General features: G+C 35.2%; 21 protein-coding genes. 8 read left to right on the top strand and 13 right to left on the bottom strand.

Features of this window, described 5'->3' with window-relative positions:
* Nucleotides 1-53: 53 nt before the first annotated feature.
* From MKS83_RS09565 to lnt, 4 genes are all read right to left on the bottom strand, one after another.
* Entirely contained in the window at nucleotides 54-206 is a 153-nt protein-coding gene (locus MKS83_RS09565; protein ID WP_002976755.1) for a DUF4295 domain-containing protein, read from the bottom strand.
* A gap of 20 nt (nucleotides 207-226) precedes the next feature.
* The gene (rpmG, locus tag MKS83_RS09560) at nucleotides 227-409 is read right to left on the bottom strand and encodes a 50S ribosomal protein L33 (RefSeq protein ID WP_039368104.1); all 183 of its coding nucleotides are present in this window, start codon (nucleotides 407-409) and stop codon (nucleotides 227-229) included.
* Nucleotides 410-415: 6 nt separating this feature from the next.
* On the bottom strand, nucleotides 416-658 hold the full coding sequence (gene rpmB / locus MKS83_RS09555) for a 50S ribosomal protein L28 (protein ID WP_002976757.1): 243 nt from the start codon (nucleotides 656-658) through the stop codon (nucleotides 416-418).
* 122 nt (nucleotides 659-780) lie between these two features.
* Complete coding sequence (gene lnt, locus MKS83_RS09550; RefSeq protein WP_240582972.1) at nucleotides 781-2,421, bottom strand: apolipoprotein N-acyltransferase; 1,641 nt, start codon at nucleotides 2,419-2,421, stop codon at nucleotides 781-783.
* A gap of 55 nt (nucleotides 2,422-2,476) precedes the next feature.
* Between lnt and MKS83_RS09545 the strand changes: the two genes are divergently transcribed.
* Nucleotides 2,477-2,896 (top strand): VanZ family protein, encoded by a 420-nt coding sequence (locus tag MKS83_RS09545; protein ID WP_240582971.1) that lies wholly within the window; start codon nucleotides 2,477-2,479, stop codon nucleotides 2,894-2,896.
* Nucleotides 2,897-2,909: 13 nt separating this feature from the next.
* Here MKS83_RS09545 and proC read toward each other — a convergent pair whose 3' ends face one another.
* Genes proC through MKS83_RS09520 form a run of 5 tightly spaced genes read right to left on the bottom strand, consistent with a single transcriptional unit; the run spans nucleotide 2,910 to nucleotide 7,004 of the window.
* Nucleotides 2,910-3,713, bottom strand: coding sequence for a pyrroline-5-carboxylate reductase (proC, locus tag MKS83_RS09540; RefSeq protein ID WP_240582970.1), 804 nt, complete (start codon nucleotides 3,711-3,713; stop codon nucleotides 2,910-2,912).
* A gap of 11 nt (nucleotides 3,714-3,724) precedes the next feature.
* Nucleotides 3,725-4,282: a hypothetical protein gene (locus tag MKS83_RS09535; protein WP_240582969.1), complete on the bottom strand. Its 558-nt coding sequence runs from the start codon at nucleotides 4,280-4,282 to the stop codon at nucleotides 3,725-3,727.
* A 10-nt stretch (nucleotides 4,283-4,292) separates the two neighbouring features.
* The gene (murB, locus tag MKS83_RS09530; protein WP_240582968.1) at nucleotides 4,293-5,312 is read right to left on the bottom strand and encodes a UDP-N-acetylmuramate dehydrogenase; all 1,020 of its coding nucleotides are present in this window, start codon (nucleotides 5,310-5,312) and stop codon (nucleotides 4,293-4,295) included.
* Between the two features lie 3 nt (nucleotides 5,313-5,315).
* Entirely contained in the window at nucleotides 5,316-5,789 is a 474-nt protein-coding gene (locus MKS83_RS09525) for a hypothetical protein (RefSeq protein WP_240582967.1), read from the bottom strand.
* A gap of 9 nt (nucleotides 5,790-5,798) precedes the next feature.
* Nucleotides 5,799-7,004 (bottom strand): pyridoxal phosphate-dependent aminotransferase, encoded by a 1,206-nt coding sequence (locus MKS83_RS09520; protein WP_240582966.1) that lies wholly within the window; start codon nucleotides 7,002-7,004, stop codon nucleotides 5,799-5,801.
* A gap of 271 nt (nucleotides 7,005-7,275) precedes the next feature.
* Here MKS83_RS09520 and MKS83_RS09515 point away from each other — a divergent pair, with 271 nt between their 5' ends.
* The 6 genes from MKS83_RS09515 to MKS83_RS09490 all read left to right on the top strand — a co-directional run bounded on the left by MKS83_RS09515 (nucleotide 7,276) and on the right by MKS83_RS09490 (nucleotide 14,367).
* On the top strand, nucleotides 7,276-10,119 hold the full coding sequence (locus MKS83_RS09515; protein ID WP_240582965.1) for a fibronectin type III domain-containing protein: 2,844 nt from the start codon (nucleotides 7,276-7,278) through the stop codon (nucleotides 10,117-10,119).
* Nucleotides 10,120-10,220: 101 nt separating this feature from the next.
* On the top strand, nucleotides 10,221-10,676 hold the full coding sequence (locus MKS83_RS09510) for a DUF1801 domain-containing protein (protein ID WP_240582964.1): 456 nt from the start codon (nucleotides 10,221-10,223) through the stop codon (nucleotides 10,674-10,676).
* The gene (locus tag MKS83_RS09505; protein ID WP_240582963.1) at nucleotides 10,654-11,310 is read left to right on the top strand and encodes a YiiX/YebB-like N1pC/P60 family cysteine hydrolase; all 657 of its coding nucleotides are present in this window, start codon (nucleotides 10,654-10,656) and stop codon (nucleotides 11,308-11,310) included. The genes MKS83_RS09510 and MKS83_RS09505 overlap by 23 nt, the downstream gene beginning before the upstream one ends.
* Nucleotides 11,311-11,477: 167 nt before the next feature.
* On the top strand, nucleotides 11,478-11,780 hold the full coding sequence (locus MKS83_RS09500) for an NIL domain-containing protein (RefSeq protein ID WP_039368139.1): 303 nt from the start codon (nucleotides 11,478-11,480) through the stop codon (nucleotides 11,778-11,780).
* Nucleotides 11,781-11,884: 104 nt separating this feature from the next.
* Nucleotides 11,885-12,436, top strand: coding sequence for a LemA family protein (locus MKS83_RS09495; protein WP_240582962.1), 552 nt, complete (start codon nucleotides 11,885-11,887; stop codon nucleotides 12,434-12,436).
* 2 nt (nucleotides 12,437-12,438) lie between these two features.
* Entirely contained in the window at nucleotides 12,439-14,367 is a 1,929-nt protein-coding gene (locus tag MKS83_RS09490) for a DUF2207 domain-containing protein (RefSeq protein ID WP_240582961.1), read from the top strand.
* 76 nt (nucleotides 14,368-14,443) lie between these two features.
* On the opposite strand, the gene murA is transcribed toward MKS83_RS09490, so the two are convergent.
* The 3 genes from murA to MKS83_RS09475 form a co-directional block, all read right to left on the bottom strand.
* On the bottom strand, nucleotides 14,444-15,751 hold the full coding sequence (gene murA, locus MKS83_RS09485; protein ID WP_240582960.1) for a UDP-N-acetylglucosamine 1-carboxyvinyltransferase: 1,308 nt from the start codon (nucleotides 15,749-15,751) through the stop codon (nucleotides 14,444-14,446).
* The gene (locus MKS83_RS09480) at nucleotides 15,751-16,401 is read right to left on the bottom strand and encodes a DUF4290 domain-containing protein (protein WP_240582959.1); all 651 of its coding nucleotides are present in this window, start codon (nucleotides 16,399-16,401) and stop codon (nucleotides 15,751-15,753) included. The genes murA and MKS83_RS09480 overlap by 1 nt, the downstream gene beginning before the upstream one ends.
* 90 nt (nucleotides 16,402-16,491) lie before the next feature.
* Nucleotides 16,492-16,908, bottom strand: a complete 417-nt coding sequence (locus tag MKS83_RS09475; RefSeq protein ID WP_240582958.1) for a thiol-disulfide oxidoreductase DCC family protein — start codon at nucleotides 16,906-16,908, stop codon at nucleotides 16,492-16,494.
* 345 nt (nucleotides 16,909-17,253) lie between these two features.
* Between MKS83_RS09475 and katG the strand changes: the two genes are divergently transcribed.
* Nucleotides 17,254-19,533, top strand: coding sequence for a catalase/peroxidase HPI (katG, locus tag MKS83_RS09470; protein WP_317224487.1), 2,280 nt, complete (start codon nucleotides 17,254-17,256; stop codon nucleotides 19,531-19,533).
* Nucleotides 19,534-19,988: 455 nt separating this feature from the next.
* Here katG and MKS83_RS09465 read toward each other — a convergent pair whose 3' ends face one another.
* Nucleotides 19,989-20,189: a hypothetical protein gene (locus MKS83_RS09465; RefSeq protein WP_240582957.1), complete on the bottom strand. Its 201-nt coding sequence runs from the start codon at nucleotides 20,187-20,189 to the stop codon at nucleotides 19,989-19,991.
* Nucleotide 20,190 lies beyond the last annotated feature (1 nt).

Here is a 20,190-nt window from a genome sequence, read left to right as displayed (position 1 = left end):
AAAAAAACTACCCAAAAGCTGAGTAGTTTTTTATATTGTAAATAAAGTGTAGATTATTTTTTCAAATAACCGTCTACCTCGTCTGCATTCATTACTTTTTCTTCGAAAACGTAAGCACCTGACTTAGATGACTTAACCATTTTCACAACTTTAGTCATTTTTTTTGACTGACCACTCTGTAGGGTTGCTACTACTTTCTTTGCCATGGTAAATTATATTTTCTAAATTACTTGATTTCTTTGTGAACGGTAACTTTCTTAAGAACCGGATTGTACTTCTTAAGCTCCAATCTTTCTGTAGTGTTCTTTTTGTTTTTAGTAGTAATGTATCTAGACATTCCTGCTACTCCGCTTTCTTTATGCTCTGTACATTCAAGAATTACTTGAACTCTATTTCCCTTTTTTGCCATGATTTATTAATTCTTTTTAATCAATCCGTTTCTAGTAGCTCTTTCAATAGCTTCCTCGATTCCAATCTTGTTAATCACTCTCAATCCATGAGCTGATACTTTCAGTGTTACGTGCTTATCTTGCTCCGGAAGGTAAAACTTCTTCTCCAATAAGTTAATTTCAAAACGACGCTTCGTTTTGTTATTAGCGTGAGAAACGTTGTTACCAACCATTGCACGCTTTCCTGTTATTTGGCAAATTCTTGACATATCTCGATGTTCTTATTTGTATAATATTTGAGGTTGCAAAATAACGAAGAATTTTTTAGATAGACAAATGTTTTAAAATTTATTTTTCAATTAGTTATAATATTTTTTCAGAAATACGGCCATTAAGCCTGTTGTTTAGTGAACTTTTTCTGAAACCTTTTTATCAGAAAATAAAATAATAAAAATCCTAAGGCGAAGATAGAGAATCTAGTTAGTAGATCTCCGGCCTTTACATAAAACGTTTGGTTCTCATATAAGTTTATCCTGGCAAACAAAGCTGTTTTGTCTCCATAAAAAGTGTCTTCCACAATTTCTCCTTGAGCATTGATATGAGCTGAAATCCCACTGTTTGCTGCGCGCGCAATTTCTCTTCGGGTTTCTATGGCTCTTAATTTTGCATAGGACAGAAGCTGCTTATGTCCTTCTGAAACTCCCCACCAGGAATCATTGGTCATAATGCCCAGAAAGTTGGCTCCTTTTTTTACATAATCTGTCACGAATTCTCCATAGATGCTTTCGTAGCAAATAATAGGGGCAATTTTCCCTTTGTTATAAGGATTTGAAAAGGCAACTCTTTCTTTATCTGAACCTAAAGAAGCAACGGTTCCTCCCAGGTTAATCATCGCATCACCAAGAAGGGGTTTTAAATAATTCATATAAGGGAAAATTTCCACTCCGGGAACCAATTTGCCTTTATGATATACCTGGACTTTTTGATTAGGAATAACCTGTATTGCTGAGTTAAAGCTTTCCACCCAAAGTCCTTGGTTGATTTGATAAGCTTCAGTGGGCAGGTCTTTTGAACTGGTGTAAAATTTATGTGATGAAATTCCGGTCGAAAAAACAGAACCGGGATGTTTGGCAAGGAATTCCTTTAGATTATTTAAAATGATACTTTTTTCAAAGGCTGTTTCGGAAATAGAACCTCTTCCGGGAAGTGCGGTTTCGGGAGCAATATAATAATCAATTTTTCCTTTTGTATTTTTTTCTGCAAGGTTCAAAAGATCCTGTTCAATTGTTAAGCTATCTTTGGAATATTTCTCTGCGTACGGATCAAGATCTGGCTGAAGCATTAAAACATTAACAGTTCCGATAGGTTTTTCATTAAAGCTGTTGTATTTTACTAGTGAAATAATCATCGGAATAATTATTAAAGCTGCAGCAATAGAAGAGTTTTTAATCAAATCTTTTCTCTTTCTTCCGGCTTCCCAGGTTCTTATGGTGTAGAAAAGTAAAACATTGACTAGCAAGATCCAGAAGCTTCCGCCTGTAGCACCTAATGTATCATACCATTGTATTAATTTCGGATATTCTGAAAATGAATTTCCAAGATTCAGCCAAGGCCAGGTTAATTCCCAATTCAGGTGGAACTTTTCAAAGCTCATCCAGATAGCTACAAAAAATGCCAATCCCCAATACGTTCCTTGTGCGTTTTTGTACCAGTGATAACATTGGAATACTAACGAATACAGTAAGGAATTGACTAAAACCGGAAATAAAACCGCCATTAAAGAATGGCTTCCGTCAGGGTTTTTTGATCCGTACAACCAGCCTGTCGTTACAATATTCCAAATAATAAAGCATAAGTAGGAGAGTCCGAAAACAACCCAGCTTTTTCTTTTGTAATCCGAAAATTTCGAAACACCGTGTTCCATCATTAAAAGAGGAACTAGCGCAAAAAATATAAAAAACGGAATTCCGTAAGTGGGCCACGAAATGGACAAGAGCATCGCTGAAATGAGCGTAAGTAAAACGTATTTCATTAAATTAATTTAACACACAAATTTAATGTTTTTGAAATGAATAAATTTGCAATCGATGTTAAAGAAATTTTATAAAATTATTATTGTTCCGTATGTTCTATTTTTACTCTATCTGATGTTTTTCGGGATGGGAAGAACCCAGATGGAAGATAATTTACTGACCATCGAACCTATATTTTCTACAATAAATTTTATTAAAGGTTGTATTTCCTGGAAAGATATTATAATCATCGTTGTAGGAAATGTCGTGATGTTTATTCCTTTCGGATTTCTGGGGTGGATTTTCCCTAATCTTAAAGAATTAAAAAGCCTGCTTTTTACCTTTGTTTCAGCAATTACCATTGTTGAAGCCATTCAGTATTTTACAAGAATGGGGATTTTTGAAGTGGATGATATCATTTTGAATACATTTGGAGTATTTTTAGGCTTCCTGATGAGGGGGCTTGTGGAAAAGAAATGTAAGGATTGGATTTAGCATATTTCTAAAACTATCCGTTCAGCTCTTTGGCACGCTGTTCTGCATTCAGAATTCCTTTTTTCAGGATTTCTTTACAACTGTTTTCGTCAAAAGTCTTTAAAGCAGCTTCAGTTGTTCCTCCTTTTGAGGCAACATCCTTAATCAGTTCTTCGAGGCTTTTTTCGGAATTATTCATCAGGTGATAAGCGCCCAACATGGTTTGTTTTACAAAAAGTTTGGAAAGATTTTCTTCGATTCCCATTTCAACTCCGGCTTTTATCATGGCATCAACGATGTAATAAAAATAAGCAGGTCCGCTTCCTGAAAGAGCTGTAACGCCGTCTAATAATTCTTCATTTTCCAGATAAACGGATCTTCCGGTAGAGTTTAATAATCTTTCGATATTAATTAATTGGCTGAAAGAAATTCCTTCTGCTGCTGTATATCCTGTGATTCCCATTCCTAGGAGTGTCGGAGAGTTTGGCATGGCTCTGACTACTAATGGATGGTGTAATAAGGTTTGAATTTTTTCAATTTTGATTCCTGCCATGATCGATAAAACCATCTGGTTTTCTTTCAGCTGAAACTTGAGATTTTCTGTTACATGTGGGAAATCCTGAGGTTTTACGGCGATGATAATTAAATCCGCATCCAATTCTTTCACCTCATCAAAAGTTGAAATCCTTGATTTTGGAAATTCTTCCGATATTTTTGAAAATTTGGAGTCGTTTCTTGTAATTAAATGCAGATTTTCAGGTTTTATGAGTTCATATTTCAAAAACGATTTTGAAAAAGATAAACCCATATTTCCTGCTCCGAGAATGGTGATTTTCATATTGTGTTTTTTTATTCTGTTAAATATTTTCTAAAAACTAAAGAATAATTATCATTAAAATTAATTAAATCTATGTTTTTAAAAGCAATTTTACTCGGTTTTTTATCAATTTTTCCAGCGCCGTCATAATTTTTGATGATTACTGACTTTTCATTAACTTCCAAAATTTCACCGATTGAGAATATATGGGTATCTTTTTTAGAACTCTCAACGATACAATGAAAATTTTGTTTTTTGATTGATTTGAATAATGATTCGAAGTTTTTTAAAGAAGTATTATCAATGATTTTATGATTAAATTTAATCAATCCTTCTTCGGAGTAAATATGTTTTGATATTTTGTCAAACTTGTTATGACGAATGCTTTTAATACTTTCGTAAGGAATAATCTTAATTCCTGCTAATAAAAAATCACCTGTCTCTTCAATCATGACAAAGTTTTCAGAAAATTTTACGATAAACCCAAATATGTAAGATTCGTTTTCAAGAGTGATTCTGACAAAATTAATTTTATTAATATGTTTTTGAATCAACTTCTTAAATTCTTTTTCGTTTAAATCTTTTGCCATTTTGAAATCATTATATAATATTCACTTCCCTTTCCAGTTCAATTCCGTATTTTTCTTTCACAGAATTGATAATTTCAGTAGAAAAATCAAAAACTTCTTTTCCTGTCGCATTCCCTGTTGCATTGATGATTACTAATGCCTGAAGCTTATGAGATGCAACATTACCAATTTGTTTTCCTTTCCAGCCGGATTGTTCAATCAGCCAGCCAGCCGGAACTTTAACGAAGTTTCCGTTAGGGTAGCCTTGAATATTTTTAAATTTCTCTTTTAATTTTTCAAATTGAGCCAAAGGAATCGTGGGATTTTTGAAAAAGCTTCCTGCATTTCCAGTCTCTTTTGGGTCCGGAAGTTTACTTTGACGGATATTAATAACAGCTTTTGAAACATCCTGAATCGTTGGATGTTCAATGCCTAAATTTTCCAATTCAGATTTAATGGCTCCATATTCTGTTTTAATGATATGATTTTTGGTGGTAAGTTTAAAGGTAACTTCCAGAATCACATATTTTCCTTTTCCTTCCTGTTTAAAAATCGAATCTCTGTATCCGAATCTGCATTCTTCAAGATCGAATGTTTTAAGCTCCAGACTCTCCAGATCCAAAACCTTACAGCTCACAAAGACATCTTTTATTTCAGTTCCGTAAGCTCCGATATTCTGCATGGGTGAAGTTCCTACATTTCCGGGAATAAGAGAAAGATTTTCCAGTCCGCCATAGTTTTTATCCAGGCAGTACATAACGAAATTATGCCAGTTTTCACCTGCTTTAGCAGTTACCCATACCTCATTTTCGTTAATAATTTTTTCTGAAATGCCTGTCAGATTCAGCTTAATAGCAAGTCCGTCAAAGTCCCTGGTAAATAAAATATTACTTCCGCCTCCAAGAAACAGAACGGGAGTTTTGGGTATTTGTGAATTTGAAAAACTTATGGCTTCCTTTAGTTCTTCTATGGTGGAGACTTCAACAAAATATTTTGCTTTAGCTTCTACTCCGAAAGTATTGTAAGCTTTTAATGAAAAATTTTCTTGCATGAGTTATGGATGTTCTGATAGAATTTTTTCTAATTGTGATTTGAATCTTTCAAATTGCTTATAATGAAGAGTATCATGATAAGAATTTACATATACATGGGACTTTTTTAAAGTTTTGATCTGGAAAACTTCATCGGTTCCTCCTTTGGCCTGGATGCTTTCTGAACTTTTTATATGATCTAAACTTTTAAGATCAAAAGAAGAGGTTAGTTCTTTCCAAATTTTTGGAGATGTTTTGGAGGCCCATTGCTTATGAGTTTGTCGGGCGGTATTTCCCGATTCTGATGTAATGGAGTCCTGGGTGATTTTGATGATCCGGTAATTTCCCAGATTTCCGCTTACATTTGAGAAACTGATAAATGTAATTTTATTGCTCTCAGAAATGTTTTTTTTAGCTTCTTCATTACAGGATAAAAAAATCAGCAATAAAACCGTTGAAAAGAATATTTTCAAACCTAAGAATTTTATTGCTGACATTTTTATGTATTAAAGGTTGAACTCTAATTTGTATTGCTGTAAAGCATCTTTTAGAATTTCTGCGCTTCTTCTTAAGTCTTGTTCTTTAAGCACATAAGCTATTCTTACCTGTTTTTTACCCAGTTCAGGATCGCTGTAGAACCCTCCTGCAGGCGCAACCATAATGGTTTCGTTGTTATTGGAATATTTCTCTAATAACCATTGTGCAAACTTTTCACTGTCGTCAACAGGAAGTTCAGCCACACAATAAAAAGCTCCTTTTGGTTTCGGACAAATTACTCCCGGAATAGCATTCAGTAAATCTACCAATACATTTCTTCTGTGAGTATATTCTTCTCTTACAGCTCTGATGTAAGCTCCATCATTTTGATGCGCGGCAGTGGCTGCAATTTGACCTAAAAGAACAGGGCTCAGTCTTGCCTGTGCAAAAAGCATGGCTGCATCGTGAATTTTTTTAGAACGCGTAATCATACACCCGATTCTTACTCCGCACATAGAATAACGTTTGGATTCCGAATCAATAATAATACAGTTTTCGCTTAGTTCAGGGAAAGCAAGCATTGAGATTTGCTGTTTCCCGTCATATACATATTCTCTGTATACTTCATCAGAGATTACTACAATATCATATTTTAAGGCAATTTCTGCTAATTTCTGTAATTCTTCACGGGTGTAAAGGTATCCTGTCGGATTTCCCGGATTACAGATAACGATTGCTCTTGTTTTTTCTGTGATTTTCTTTTCAAATTCTTCAATCGGAGGAAGGGCAAAACCTGTATCAATGGTTGACGGAACTGCTACCACATGTACATTGAATGTGCTTGTGAATCCATTATAGTTTGCATAATAGGGCTCAGGAATGATCACTTCGTCTCCATCATCACATAGCGTCGAAATAGCAAAGTTTAAAGCTTCAGAACCTCCATTGGTTACAATGAAATTGTCTGGGGTAAGATCTGTGAAATCTAAAGAATGGTAATATTCAGTAAGAGCTTTTCTGTAGTCTAAATTTCCTTCGGAAAGAGCATATTCCAATACTTTTAAATCAATGTTTTTTAAAGCATTTAATGCTGTTTCAGGAGTTTCAATATCAGGTTGTCCGATATTAAGGTGGTATACTTTAGTTCCTTTCTGTTTTGCTTTCAATGCAAAAGGTACCAGTTTTCTCACCGGTGAAGCTGGCATCTGCTGTGCTCTGTTTGAAATATTAGGCATTATTTTTTATCTAAAAATTGATTGCACAAAAATAGCAAAATATTTTATCTAAGAATTGAATGCGTGAGACTAAATCCAATATATTATGCATTAAATAATAATTATGATATATTTCGTATTTTGTTTTTTTTGGTGTATATTTTTTGTAATTAAACGTTTGTTTATTGTTCAATTTATTTAGTTTTGATTTAAATATTGAAAAATAATCAAAATATTCATTGTGGTTTTAGATTAAATTCTTAGTTTTACGCCAGACTAATAAAAAATTTTTATGAGAAAAAATCAACCAGCTCTTGTGCTTGGTGCATTAGGACTATTTGCCAGTTCTTTTGCCTTAGCACAAAACTATCAGCAGATGCCTATCCAAACTGGATTTACGGCAGATGTAGTTGCCAATGGGACAGGCTCCTCAGCTGTGACTACCAATAATGATGTAGACGGAGTTTCTTATGCTTTTGTCGCTAAAGATTTCCTGTTAACATCAACAAGCACACCAATTACTTACGGTCTTCCTGTGGATGGTATTATTAATTCAATAGTGACGACAACACCTGGATTGAGCTATCAATTAGCAAGCTTAAGTGCGAACAATTCCTTGAGATTAGCTGCGGTAAATGACACCGGAACTTTAACGTTTACTACACCAAAAGCAGCTACTAAATTGTATATGCTTTCTACGAGTGGAAGTGGTGCTTCAACAGTTTCTGTAACGGTAAATTTTTCAGACGGCACAAATCAGCAGTTTACAGGAATTAGTATTGCGGATTGGTATACCGGAACTAATATCGCTCTTCAAGGTTTTGGTAGAATTAAAAAGCCAGGAGCAAGTCCTGCAGCAGGCGATGATGTTCCGTCGCCAGAAGGAGGGACCAATCCCCGATTGTATCAGAATGAATTTGTGATAAGTGCTGCTAACCAAACTAAGCTTATTCAAAGTGTTACCGTAACAAAAACAGCAGGTACGGGATTACCCAATATTTTTGCTTTCTCAGCAGATGCATATTCCACTTGTATGCCTCCTACATTACAAGCAGCCGGGACAATTACAGCTAATTCAGCTACAATTTCGTGGACGGCTCCTACAGGATCGACTCCGGCAAGTTATGATATTTACTATAGTACCTCGAATACAATTCCATCAAGTACTGCTACTCCGAATTTTCTGGGAGAAACGGGAACTTCCAAAACTATTCCGGGCTTGAACTCCAATACGGTTTATTATTATTGGGTAAGATCCAATTGCAGTACAGGAACAAGCCAGAGTTCATGGTCTTTTGGCGGTACATTTAAAACAGCTTGTTCTGTATTTACAGTTCCATATACAGAGAACTTTGATACTACAAGTACAGGTAATTCATCGAATCTTACTGTACCAAGCTGTTGGTCGTATCTTGAAAGCGCATCGTTTGCCGGTTATGGATATGTTACATCAGGAAATTCATCTTCTACTCCAAATTCTTATTATTTGAATAATTCTACTGCTACTACAGGCAGTCAGATGTTAGTTTCACCTCCAACTACAAACCTTTCAAGTGGCACAAAACGTGTGCGATTTTATGCAAAAGCCGGTACAGCTGGTACTACTTTGTTAGTTGGTACTTTAGCAAATGCTGCAGACCCTACTACATTTACACAAATTGGTTCTGCTATTACATTAACAACTACTCAGACGCAATATACTGTTAATATTCCTACGGGTTCTGATGCACAATTGGCGTTTAAGCATGGATTAACAGCAACATCTCGTAGTATTTATCTTGATGATATTACCGTTCAGGAAATTCCTTCTTGTCTTGAGCCAACTGCAATTACTTCATCTAATGTGGCTTCGTTTTCTGCTACAATCGGATGGTCGGCTCCATCAACACCTCCTGGAATTGGATATGATGTATATTACAGTACGTCGAATGTGGCTCCTACTTCAAGTACAGTTTTAAATTCTACAAATTCTGTACCTGCTACTACGACTTCCGCTCAATTGACAACATTAGCGTCTAGTACAACTTATTATATTTGGGTGAGATCAAATTGTAGTTCTACAGATAAGAGTTCTTGGACAGGACCAATTTCTATTACGACTCCATCATTCTGTCCAACGGTAACAGCACCTGCAGCTGGAGCAACAGGAGTTTCCGTAACACCATCAATTACCTGGAATGCTGTTGCCGGAGCAGCAGGATATAGATTAACGGTAGGTACTACGGCAGGAGGAACAGATATTCTAAATAACGTAGATGTCGGAAATGTCACTACTTATCCGTTTACCACTTCTTTAGCATTTAATACAAAGTATTATTATACTGTTAATGCTTATGTTGGAGGGCAGACTTCATCATCTTGTACAGAAAATAATTTCACTACTGCATGTACAAGTACAAGTACTCCATATGTTTTAGATTTTGAAAGTGTAACAACACCTGCACTTCCTGGCTGTACGTATATTGTGAACGCAGGATCAGGAAATAATTGGACGACAGCAGATGCTCCTACAGATTGCCCGGGACTTTCAACTAAGGTATTAAGATATGCTTGGAATAGTTCAAGCGCTGCAAATACATGGTTTTTCACTCAAGGGTTAAACTTGACTGCAGGTACTCAGTATACAATCTCCTATAAATATGGGAATAATTCTACTACATTTGTAGAAAAGCTAAAAGTAGCCTTCGGTACTTCTGCAACTGCTGCAGCCATGGTTAATGCTATAGCTGACTATCCGACTATTAATGATAAAACAGCTCATACAGCGACTGTTAATTTTACAGTACCAACAACAGGAGTTTACTATTTTGGGTTTAATGCTTATTCAATTGCTGATCAGTTTTATTTATATGTTGATGATATTAGTGTTAATAATGCAAATTTGGCAACATCTGAAGTTTCAGCAAATAAGAATACTGTTCAGGCATATCCAAATCCATTTACAGATGTTTTAAATATTTCCGATATCAAAAATGTAAAATCTGTTTCAGTAATGGATATTGCGGGAAGACTTATTAAAAACATTGAAAAACCTTCATCAACTCTTCATCTGGGAGATTTAAAAGAGGGATTGTATTTAGTGGTTCTGAACATGAACGACGGTTCTAAGCAGACTATAAAAGCAATTAAGAAATAGTATCTATTTTTATTAAATATTATTGAGCGGCTTTACTTTTTGTAAAGTCGCTTTTGTTTTATATTAAAATTGCTAATTTTAAGCATTAAATTTATACTAGGATGCAAATTTCTGCAATTTCAATAGATGACTATATCTCAAAGATTCCTGAAGAAAGGCAGGATGCTTTTAAGAAGCTTTTTGATACAGTAAACAATAATTTACCCAAAGGTTTTTCAGAAAATATCAGTTACGGTATGGTGGGTTGGGGAGTTCCGCTTGAAACATATCCTCCGGGATATCACTGTACGCCCAATACGCCGCTTCCTTTTATAGGCCTGGCTTCCCAGAAAAACTTTATTGCATTGTATCATATGGGAATCTATGCAAAGCCTGAATTGTTGAATTGGTTTGTAGAAGAATTTCCAAAATATTCAAAAAGAAAGTTGGATATGGGAAAATCTTGTATCCGGTTTAAAAAAGTTGATGATATTCCTCTTGAGCTTATTGCTGAACTGAGTAAAAAGATGACTGTGGATGAATGGATAGAAACTTATGAAAAGAATTTTAAAAAATAAATTTTTTACCACATTTTTACTTCTTTTTATAGTTCTGTTCATTGCTGTTGAATGTGCAGGAGTTAAAAGCTCAGGATTAAAAAACGGTGACTTGCTTTTTGTTACCGCAAAAGATTCCGGACTATCCGGAGCAATTAATAATGTGACCCAAAAAGAAAAAAATGCCTCCTTTGATCATATTGGAATTCTGGAAAAAGTTGATGGTCATTATTTTGTACTTCATGCTTCTCCAAAAAGAGGCTCGGACAAACAGAAACTTAAAGATTTTGTGGAAGATCAGAAGAAAGATGGGCAGGATATTTTTGTTTATAGACTGAAGCCTGAATATCAAAATACAATTCCTGATGCTATTGTAAAAGCAAATTCAATGTTGGGAAAACCATATAATTTTAACTATATTCTGAATGAAGATTCCTATTATTGTTCGGATTTTATTGAAAGGATTTTTAGAAAAGATCATGTTTTCACATTAGAACCCATGACTTTTATTGATCCGCAGACAGGCAAAACCAATGAATTCTGGCAAAAATTTTATCAGGAGAAAAATCTTAAAGTTCCCGAAGGAGAATTAGGTTGTAACCCGAATGGTTTAGCGGGATCGTCGAAAATAGAAAGAATTCAACAACTTAAATAATATACTAAAGAAGCGTCATTGCTTCTTTTTTTGTTTAAAATAAATTAAAAAATACTAGTCTATAAATTTGGTAGACTAATATTTTTTTATATTTTTGTCCTGTATTTAAACAAACAACAACAGTATGTATTTCAGAAAATAACTATTTAATCAAAAAATGAGATGTTATGATAACAAATTTGCAATCACTGCCTAATAACGTAAACCTAATCAAGAAAGAACTGATTTTAGAAATAGAATTGAACGGGAAAATGAAATTTGATCATTTACTCAATATTATCTATCAGCAGATGGGAATGTGTTATAAGCTCTTGAATGCAGATGTGGAATACATCAACGGAAATGATTTCGGATCATTTCAATTATACCTTAATGCCACTTCAGAAGATTTTCAGCAGCTTGAATTTTTCCTGAATAAAAATAAACTTTTGAATACTACTGTAGAATATGTCTGCAGAAAGTATTCCTAGTTGTGTAGATCCATATAGTTTGAGGAGCGTTCATTTATTGAGCGCTTTTTTTATTTATTTTCCGTTAAAAAGACTATTTTTATCCTAATAAATACATCAAAATTATGGTTGCACTTATTATTATCGGTATCATAGCAATTTTCCTTCTGTATGCGGTTTCTATTTATAATCGCCTGGTAAAGCTTAAAAATTTGGTTCAGGAAGCCTGGAGCAGCACTGATGTGATGCTGAAAAAACGCCATGACCTTATTCCTAACCTTGTAGAGACGGTGAAAGGATATGCCACTCACGAAAGAGAAACACTTGAGAGTGTAACTAGAGCAAGAAATCAGGCGGTAGGAGCTAATTCTTTAGAGGCTAAAGAGGCTGCCGAGAAAAATCTTAACCAGGCGATGATGAATCTTTTTGCTGTTGCAGAACAGTATCCTGATCTGAAAGCCAATGCTAATTTTCAGCAACTACAGGGAGAACTTACCTCTATTGAAAATGATATTGAAAAATCGAGAAGATATTATAACGGAACTGCCCGTGAAAACAATACATTGGTAGAATCATTCCCTAGTAATATAGTTGCTAATATGTTCAAGTTTGAAAAGGTTTCTTATTTCGAGCTGGACAATATTGCAGAACGGGAAGTTCCAACTGTAAAGTTCTAACAATGAAGAAATTTCTAAAATTTCTCTTTCTGCTGTGTTTTACTTTATACCTTGCTCAGGAAGACAACTCATTAAACGAAAATTTATCTGGGACTGAAAGAATTCTTTCTTTTCATTCGGATATTAATGTAGACGCCCATTCAACCTTAAATGTTACAGAGAATATCAAGGTTCACAGCCTTGGGGACAGAATTCAAAGAGGAATATTCCGTACTTTACCGCTGTCAAGAAATCTGAATAACAGAACTCAGAAAGTAAAATATGATATCATTTCAATAAAGAAAAATGGAGTAGAGGAAAACTATCATGAAGAAATAGAAGATGGATTTCTTAAGATCTATATCGGAAACAAGGATATTATTCTTGAACCTGGAAATTATGAATACGAAATTCAGTATAAAACAGAAAATCAAATCGGCTTTTTTGATAAATATGATGAACTGTACTGGAATGTAAATGGAAATTATTGGGATTTTCCTATCGATACCATTTCTGCAATAGTACATCTTCCGATGGGAGCAAATATTTTACAGAATTCCTGCTATACTGGTTTTGCAGGGAGCAGGGATCAAAATTGCAGTTCAAAACTTCTTTCAAATTATTCCATAGAATGGAGTGCTTCCGGTTTTCAGGCTAATGATGGACTTACTGTTGCTGTAGGCTTTCAAAAAGGAATTATGATTCCGCCACCGCCACCAAGCTTCCTGGAAAAATTCGGAATATTGATAGGTGGTTTTCTTGTGTTTTTAGGACTTTTATATTACTATTATTCAACCTGGAGGAAGTATGGGGTTGATCCTGAAAAACCTATTGTGTATCCTCAATTTAACGTACCTAATGATTTTTCACCGGCATCTTTAGGGTATTTGAAAACAGAAAATTTCAAAAATAAATATGTAACCGCGGCATTGGTCAACCTTGCTATTAAAGGCTATATTCAGATTATTGAAAAAGATGATTCTGGTCTTTTGGGACTTTTTAAATCAAAATATTATACTGTTAAAAAATTGAAGCAGGCTGATGAAAACCTTCCCAAAGAAGAAAAAAAACTGATGGATCATCTTTTTTCAAGCTATCGCGATACCATTGATTTTGATGGAAAATATGATTCTAAAATCGAACAGGCTGTCTTACATTGTAAAGAAGCATTGAAGTTTCAGTATGATGCTTTTTTAAATGAGGGAAATAATACCAAGAAACTGATTCTGCCTTTTTTGCTGATTAGTTTTGTGTATTTTACAGGCTTATTTTTAAGCTTCAGAATGTTCCCCGAATTTGAAAAAATTGTTATCGGAATGTTTTTGTATGGAGGGCTGTTTATTGCTTTCTTTATTGCGGGATTATTATTCAAATACTTTCCGGCTCTCTTTAAGCTCTTTTTAGGATTTCCGGTTCTTGTTTTTATTCTTATCGGAGTATTTATTCATAAAAGCAGTGATTTTACCATTGATAATAATTTTAATATCTGTTATATTTTTATTGTATTAGGGTTTACCTCACTTATCATCTATGCATTTTTGATCAAAAGACCTTCCGAGGAAAAATTAAAAATAAAATCTCTTATTGAAGGTTTCCAGATGTATATGGGAGCAGCGGAGAACGAACAGCTTAAATTTCATAACCCGCCTGAAATGACTCCCGAGGTTTTTGAAAAATACCTTCCTTTTGCAATGGTATTAGGAGTGGATGAGATTTGGGGACAAAAATTTGATGCCATGCTTTCAAGAATGTCGACCGAATATCAGCATAACTGGTATGTTGGTTCTACGTTAAACCGTTATGCTTTTGCAAGTTCGCTTAATTCAAGTCTTACAAGCTCAATACAGTCTTCATCAACACAGCCTTCCAATAATTCCAGCAGCGGTTCTGGTTCAGGAGGTGGCGGTTTCTCCGGAGGTGGCGGAGGAGGTGGTGGCGGCGGCGGTTGGTAAACCGTTTCAAGGTCTTAATAAATAAAAGCGTTCAGAAATCCTGAACGCTTTTTTATATGATTAATGAAAAAATCAATTAAATTCTTTCAATGTCAGCACCAATCGCTTTTAGTCTACCATCAATGTTCTCATATCCTCTGTCGATCTGCTCGATGTTATGGATGATTGATTTCCCTTCAGCAGAAAGCGCTGCAATAAGAAGCGCGTTTCCGGCCCTGATGTCTGGAGAAACCATTGTTGTTCCTCTTAACGGGGTTTCCTGATTTAAACCGATTACGGTTGCTCTGTGCGGATCACATAAAATGATTTGTGCTCCCATATCGATCAATTTATCAACGAAGAATAATCTGGATTCAAACATTTTCTGATGTACCAAAATACTTCCTTTAGCCTGGGTGGCAACCACTAAAATAATAGAAAGCAAATCCGGAGTAAATCCTGGCCATGGAGCATCTGAAATGGTAAGAATAGAACCGTCTATAAATTTCTGGATTTTATAATTTTCCTGCGAAGGAATATAAATGTCATCGCCACTTTGTTCCAATTGGATTCCCAGTTTTCTGAAAGTATTAGGAATTACTCCAAGCTGATTCCAGTTTACATTTTTTATGGTGATTTCAGATTTTGTCATGGCAGCAAGACCAATCCAGGATCCGATTTCCACCATATCAGGAAGCATGGTATGTTCAGTTCCTTTGAGGTGAGTTACCCCTTCAATCGTTAAAAGGTTGGAACCAATTCCTGAAATATTTGCCCCCATTCTGTTCAGCATTTTACAAAGCTGTTGCAGGTAAGGTTCACATGCCGCATTATAAATTCTTGTTTTTCCTTTGGCTAAAACGGCTGCCATTACAATATTGGCTGTTCCTGTTACGGAAGCTTCTTCCAAAAGAATAAATTTACCATTAAGCTCTTTAGCTTTCAGAGAATAGAAATATTGCTCTTCGTCATAATTGAATTCAGCACCCAGCTCTACCAATCCCTGAAAATGGGTATCAAGTCTTCTTCTTCCGATTTTGTCTCCACCCGGAGTAGGCATATAGGCTTCTCCGTATCTTGCAAGCATCGGTCCCATCAGCATGATAGACCCTCTTAGCTTAGCACCATCTTTTTTAAACTCTTCAGATTTTACATAATCAAAATTCACAGAATCAGCCTTAAACGTGTAATCACCGTGTCCGTTTTTCGTCACTTTTACACCAAAATCAGCTAAAATTTCAATAAGCCTGTTAACATCATGAATGTCCGGAATGTTTTTTATTCTTACTTCTTCATCCGTTAACAGAACAGCGCATAAAATTTGTAAAGCTTCATTTTTGGCTCCTTGTGGGGTAATTTCACCCTGTAATCTTTTCCCTCCTCTTATTTGAAATGTTCCACTCATTATTTTCTGTTCTTGTGATTATTGTTATGTCTTCTCTTGTTGGGTTGGTTTTTATTATTGTTGTTGTTATTGCCACCTTTATTATTACGGTTGTTTCCTGTATAATAAATCTTACTTTTCTCCAATGTTTCTATTCCCGTAAGATCAAGTCTGTTTTCGGAAAGTTCTTTTAAATGGCGGAAAATAACATCATCAGTTACGTGTTCTTTATTATAGACATTGTAAGATTTCTTCATATTGTTTGCAATTACTTCAATCAGAGCTTCTTTTTCATCTCCGGTTTCAAGTTCAATTGCTTTTTCTATAAGTTGAAGAATACTTTTTCCGTAAAATTTGAAATCTCCCTGTAGTTTAGGATATTCCATCTTTTTTGGTTTTTCGGCAAGCTGTTCTCTTGTCGGGAAAGGATAAGGAGAATCAACATCCAAATCATAATTTGCCAAGATAAAAAGATGATCCCAAAGTTTATGCTTATAATTTTCTTCGTCACGAAGCTGCGGGTTTCTCTGACCCATAAAATCGATGATCGCCATTGCCATTTCACTTCTTTCCTCCTTTGTAGAAAGCTCTTTGCAACGCTCAACCAACTGTTGTATGATTCTACCGTATTCCGGTAAATGAAGCTGTGTTTTTTGGGTGTTATATTCCATAGTTTGCAAATATATGCATTAAAAGAAAAATCGTTTCGAAAAACTTAATTCTTTATGATTATTTAATAAAAAAAAATTGAAACTGTTTTTTTATACTTCTATGAATTTCTTTTTCTGATGGGGGTCGGGCAAGAAACACTTCTGGGAAGAAAGTTTCATTCTGTTTTTAGAAACCATATCGTAAATGGCATTACTGAAAAACGTAGGAAATATTTTCCCGAGTAGGCTTACTATTGTATAAAACCCGCCCAAAATGTCAGAAATCTTCAATACGGCTTTAGATTTTATAAGATAATACTGCTGAGGTTTCCAGAGATAAAGAGTGTTGAATTGCTTAGTCTCGAGGCCGCGTTCTGTAAGAAATTTCTGTCCAAAATCCGATTGCAATGAAGCAAACAAAAACTCATCGTTTTTATCCTTTTCCAAAATCCACTGAACCCAAAAATTACAGACTCCACACTCTCCGTCAAAAAAAACAATGTGTTTATGTTGTATGTCCCCTTGCATAATTCGTCTTTTTAATATCAGAAATTCTCCAATGAATAAAGATAGTGAATTTTAAATTAATAATGAGTGGTTGGCTAAGAGTTTCATTTCTAGTAATTTGAATGATTCTAAATAGATTTACTGAAGTTTATTTTTTAATAAAATAAGACGGAAATTTTCTAACTTAATTGCAGGTTAATATAGTTTGCGCAAATACTATTTTCTGAAATTTAATTCAAGATAAATAATAGCTTTTAGCTATTGTAAAAATAATTTTAATAGATTGTATTTATTTTAAAAGTATTGTAAGTTTGCTCAGTTCATAAAGAAAAATTAGAGGTAATCAACATAAAAAATTAAACGATAATGGAAAACGATTTGAATGACATCAGTAAATGTCCGTTCCATAACGGGACAATGAAAAAACAAAGTGTAGCAGGTGGAGGTACCAAAAATATGGATTGGTGGCCGGATCAGTTGAGGGTAGATATTCTTCGTCAGCATTCTTCTTTATCAAACCCGATGGATAAAGATTTTGATTACGCCGAAGCATTTAAAAGTCTCGATCTGGATGCAGTAAAAAAAGATCTTCATGCTTTGATGACTGATTCGCAAGATTGGTGGCCGGCAGATTTTGGACATTATGGTCCTTTATTTATCCGTATGGCTTGGCATAGTGCAGGAACTTACCGTGTAGGTGATGGTAGAGGTGGTGCCGGAGCCGGGCAACAGCGTTTTGCTCCTCTGAACAGCTGGCCGGATAATGTAAGCCTGGATAAAGCGCGAAGATTGTTGTGGCCAATCAAACAAAAATATGGAAAGAAAATTTCCTGGGCAGATTTGATGATTCTTACGGGAAATGTGGCGTTAGAATCGATGGGTTTTAAAACCTTCGGTTTTGCTGGTGGCCGTGAAGATGTTTGGGAACCGGATATGGATGTATATTGGGGATCAGAAAAAACTTGGTTAGGAGGAGATTTACGTTATGCTCATGGTTCAGAAGGAGTTGATGAAAACAGGGGAGTTCTCCCTACAGATGATGATGCTGACGGAGATATTCATTCAAGAAATTTAGAAAAACCTTTGGCTGCGGTACAAATGGGATTAATTTATGTAAACCCTGAAGGTCCTGATGGAAATCCGGATCCTATTGCGGCTGCAAAAGATATTAGAGATACTTTCGGAAGAATGGCGATGAATGATGAGGAAACGGTAGCCTTAATTGCAGGAGGGCATACTTTTGGGAAAACCCACGGAGCCGGACCAGCAGATCATGTAGGAAAAGAGCCTGAAGCAGCGGGAATTGAGCTTCAGGGGTTAGGATGGAGCAGCTCTTATAAATCAGGAAAAGGAACGGATGCAATTTCAAGTGGATTGGAAGTTACCTGGACGGAAACTCCGACACAATGGAGTAATTATTTCTTCAAAAACCTTTTTGAAAACGAATGGGAATTAACTAAAAGTCCTGCAGGTGCTCATCAATGGGTAGCGAAAAACGGAGAAGAAATTATTCCGGATGCGTTCGATTCTTCTAAAAAGCACAGACCAACAATGCTTACGACAGATTTATCATTAAGGTTTGATCCGGTCTATGAAAAAATTTCAAGAAAATTTTATGAAAACCCGGATGCTTTTGCAGATGCATTTGCCAGAGCCTGGTTTAAATTAACCCACAGAGATATGGGGCCGAAAGCTCGTTATTTAGGTCCGGAAGTACCGACAGAGGAATTAATCTGGCAGGATCCTATTCCGGAAGTAGATCATGTTCTGATTAATAATTCAGATATTGAAGCATTAAAATCAAAGATTTTAGACTCAGGACTAAGCATTTCTGAATTGGTTTCTACAGCCTGGGCTTCAGCTTCGACTTTCAGAGGAAGTGATAAAAGAGGAGGGGCAAATGGAGCGAGAATCCGTTTGGCTCCACAAAGATATTGGGCGGTGAATAATCCAACCCAGCTTCAAAAAGTTTTGTCTGTTCTGGAAAATATTCAGAAGGAGTTTAATGAAAATCAGACAGGGGGTAAAAAAGTTTCCCTGGCAGATCTGATTGTTCTTGCAGGATGTGCTGGAGTAGAAAAAGCGGCTAAAAATGCAGGGCGCAATCTGATTGTACCTTTTGCGCCGGGAAGAATGGATGCTTCTCAGGAGCAGACCGACGTAGAATCTATGGGGTATCTTGAGCCTGCAGCAGATGGTTTCAGAAATTATTTAAAGAAAAAGTTCTCCGTTTCTACGGAGTCTTTATTGATTGATAAAGCGCAGTTATTAAATCTTACGGCTCCGGAATTAACTGTATTGGTGGGAGGAATGAGAGCTTTGAATACGAACTTTGATGGTTCTTCTCATGGGATTTTCACTAAAAATACAGAAGTTCTTTCAAACGATTTCTTTGTCAATCTTTTGGATATGAATACGCAATGGAAGGCTGCTTCTAATGACAATGAGCTGTATGAAGGTGTAGATCGTAAAACCGGTGAGAAAAAATGGACAGCTACCCGTGCAGATCTTGTTTTCGGTTCAAATTCTGAATTGAGAGCTATTGCGGAAGTCTATGCAAGCTCGGATGCGAAAGAGAAATTTGTGAATGATTTCGTTTCTGCCTGGGTGAAGGTAATGAATGCGGACAGATTTGATTTAGTGTAATTAATAATATCTGGCTCAATAAATGAAAGCCATCCTTATGTAAAGGATGGTTTTTTTATAGACGTATATTTAGTAAATATATTCTGAAAATCATTTTAATAAAAGAATAATTCCTAATGCGAATAACATGAATGAGAGTATAGTAGAAATCAGGGCTAAAATTTTCTTTATGGGATTATTGTATTTTCTTATTAAAATTGAAATATTATTTGACTTTTTTGATCCTAAAATCATTTTCATGGAAGCTAATCTTGATGAAAAGAATTGAATACTTTCAGCATTTTTGATTATTAAACGGAATGTTATAAAAATTCAAAAGCTATAAAAACAAAAGCCGGAGCAAAAAAGTTTCTGCTCCGGTTTAATTATTTATTTTTGTCCTAAGATCTTTATCATATTGTCAGGACTCGTTATAAATTTCCGTTCGGGAAATAGGTAATAAAATTTATCATTTTTTAATTAATTTCTTCTGTTTGAACCTCGATATCAATTTCTTCAAAATCATCAGGAGTTTCCTGAATTGGTTTTTCGAGCCGTATACCGTCGAGATAGTAAGTTGTTCCTAAATAGATTTCGGAGCCGAAAATAACCCCATCTATTTTTCTTCTAAAAACCTTACCTTCTTCTGAAGTAATTACATTGTCTTTTTGTATCATA

The sequence above is a fragment of the Chryseobacterium sp. Y16C genome (assembly GCF_022488405.1).
GTDB classification, from domain to species: Bacteria; Bacteroidota; Bacteroidia; order Flavobacteriales; family Weeksellaceae; genus Chryseobacterium; species Chryseobacterium geocarposphaerae.
Note: the sequence above shows the minus strand (reverse complement) of the source record. Positions and strands in the feature narration are given on the sequence as shown.

What these genes read in the sequence shown, in the direction of transcription:
- rpmG (WP_039368104.1), bottom strand. Translation starts at nt 409, where the DNA reads ATGGCAAAAAAGGGAAATAGAGTTCAAGTAATTCTTGAATGTACAGAG.
- MKS83_RS09495 (WP_240582962.1), top strand. Translation starts at nt 11,885, where the DNA reads ATGGTTGCACTTATTATTATCGGTATCATAGCAATTTTCCTTCTGTAT.
- proC (WP_240582970.1), bottom strand. Translation starts at nt 3,713, where the DNA reads ATGAAAATCACCATTCTCGGAGCAGGAAATATGGGTTTATCTTTTTCA.
- MKS83_RS09475 (WP_240582958.1), bottom strand. Translation starts at nt 16,908, where the DNA reads ATGCAAGGGGACATACAACATAAACACATTGTTTTTTTTGACGGAGAG.
- MKS83_RS09525 (WP_240582967.1), bottom strand. Translation starts at nt 5,789, where the DNA reads ATGTCAGCAATAAAATTCTTAGGTTTGAAAATATTCTTTTCAACGGTT.
- MKS83_RS09520 (WP_240582966.1), bottom strand. Translation starts at nt 7,004, where the DNA reads ATGCCTAATATTTCAAACAGAGCACAGCAGATGCCAGCTTCACCGGTG.
- MKS83_RS09535 (WP_240582969.1), bottom strand. Translation starts at nt 4,282, where the DNA reads ATGGCAAAAGATTTAAACGAAAAAGAATTTAAGAAGTTGATTCAAAAA.
- MKS83_RS09465 (WP_240582957.1), bottom strand. Translation starts at nt 20,189, where the DNA reads ATGATACAAAAAGACAATGTAATTACTTCAGAAGAAGGTAAGGTTTTT.
- katG (WP_317224487.1), top strand. Translation starts at nt 17,254, where the DNA reads ATGGAAAACGATTTGAATGACATCAGTAAATGTCCGTTCCATAACGGG.
- MKS83_RS09490 (WP_240582961.1), top strand. Translation starts at nt 12,439, where the DNA reads ATGAAGAAATTTCTAAAATTTCTCTTTCTGCTGTGTTTTACTTTATAC.
- MKS83_RS09515 (WP_240582965.1), top strand. Translation starts at nt 7,276, where the DNA reads ATGAGAAAAAATCAACCAGCTCTTGTGCTTGGTGCATTAGGACTATTT.
- murA (WP_240582960.1), bottom strand. Translation starts at nt 15,751, where the DNA reads ATGAGTGGAACATTTCAAATAAGAGGAGGGAAAAGATTACAGGGTGAA.
- MKS83_RS09500 (WP_039368139.1), top strand. Translation starts at nt 11,478, where the DNA reads ATGATAACAAATTTGCAATCACTGCCTAATAACGTAAACCTAATCAAG.
- MKS83_RS09480 (WP_240582959.1), bottom strand. Translation starts at nt 16,401, where the DNA reads ATGGAATATAACACCCAAAAAACACAGCTTCATTTACCGGAATACGGT.
- MKS83_RS09565 (WP_002976755.1), bottom strand. Translation starts at nt 206, where the DNA reads ATGGCAAAGAAAGTAGTAGCAACCCTACAGAGTGGTCAGTCAAAAAAA.
- MKS83_RS09510 (WP_240582964.1), top strand. Translation starts at nt 10,221, where the DNA reads ATGCAAATTTCTGCAATTTCAATAGATGACTATATCTCAAAGATTCCT.
- lnt (WP_240582972.1), bottom strand. Translation starts at nt 2,421, where the DNA reads ATGAAATACGTTTTACTTACGCTCATTTCAGCGATGCTCTTGTCCATT.
- rpmB (WP_002976757.1), bottom strand. Translation starts at nt 658, where the DNA reads ATGTCAAGAATTTGCCAAATAACAGGAAAGCGTGCAATGGTTGGTAAC.
- murB (WP_240582968.1), bottom strand. Translation starts at nt 5,312, where the DNA reads ATGCAAGAAAATTTTTCATTAAAAGCTTACAATACTTTCGGAGTAGAA.
- MKS83_RS09545 (WP_240582971.1), top strand. Translation starts at nt 2,477, where the DNA reads ATGTTAAAGAAATTTTATAAAATTATTATTGTTCCGTATGTTCTATTT.
- MKS83_RS09505 (WP_240582963.1), top strand. Translation starts at nt 10,654, where the DNA reads ATGAAAAGAATTTTAAAAAATAAATTTTTTACCACATTTTTACTTCTT.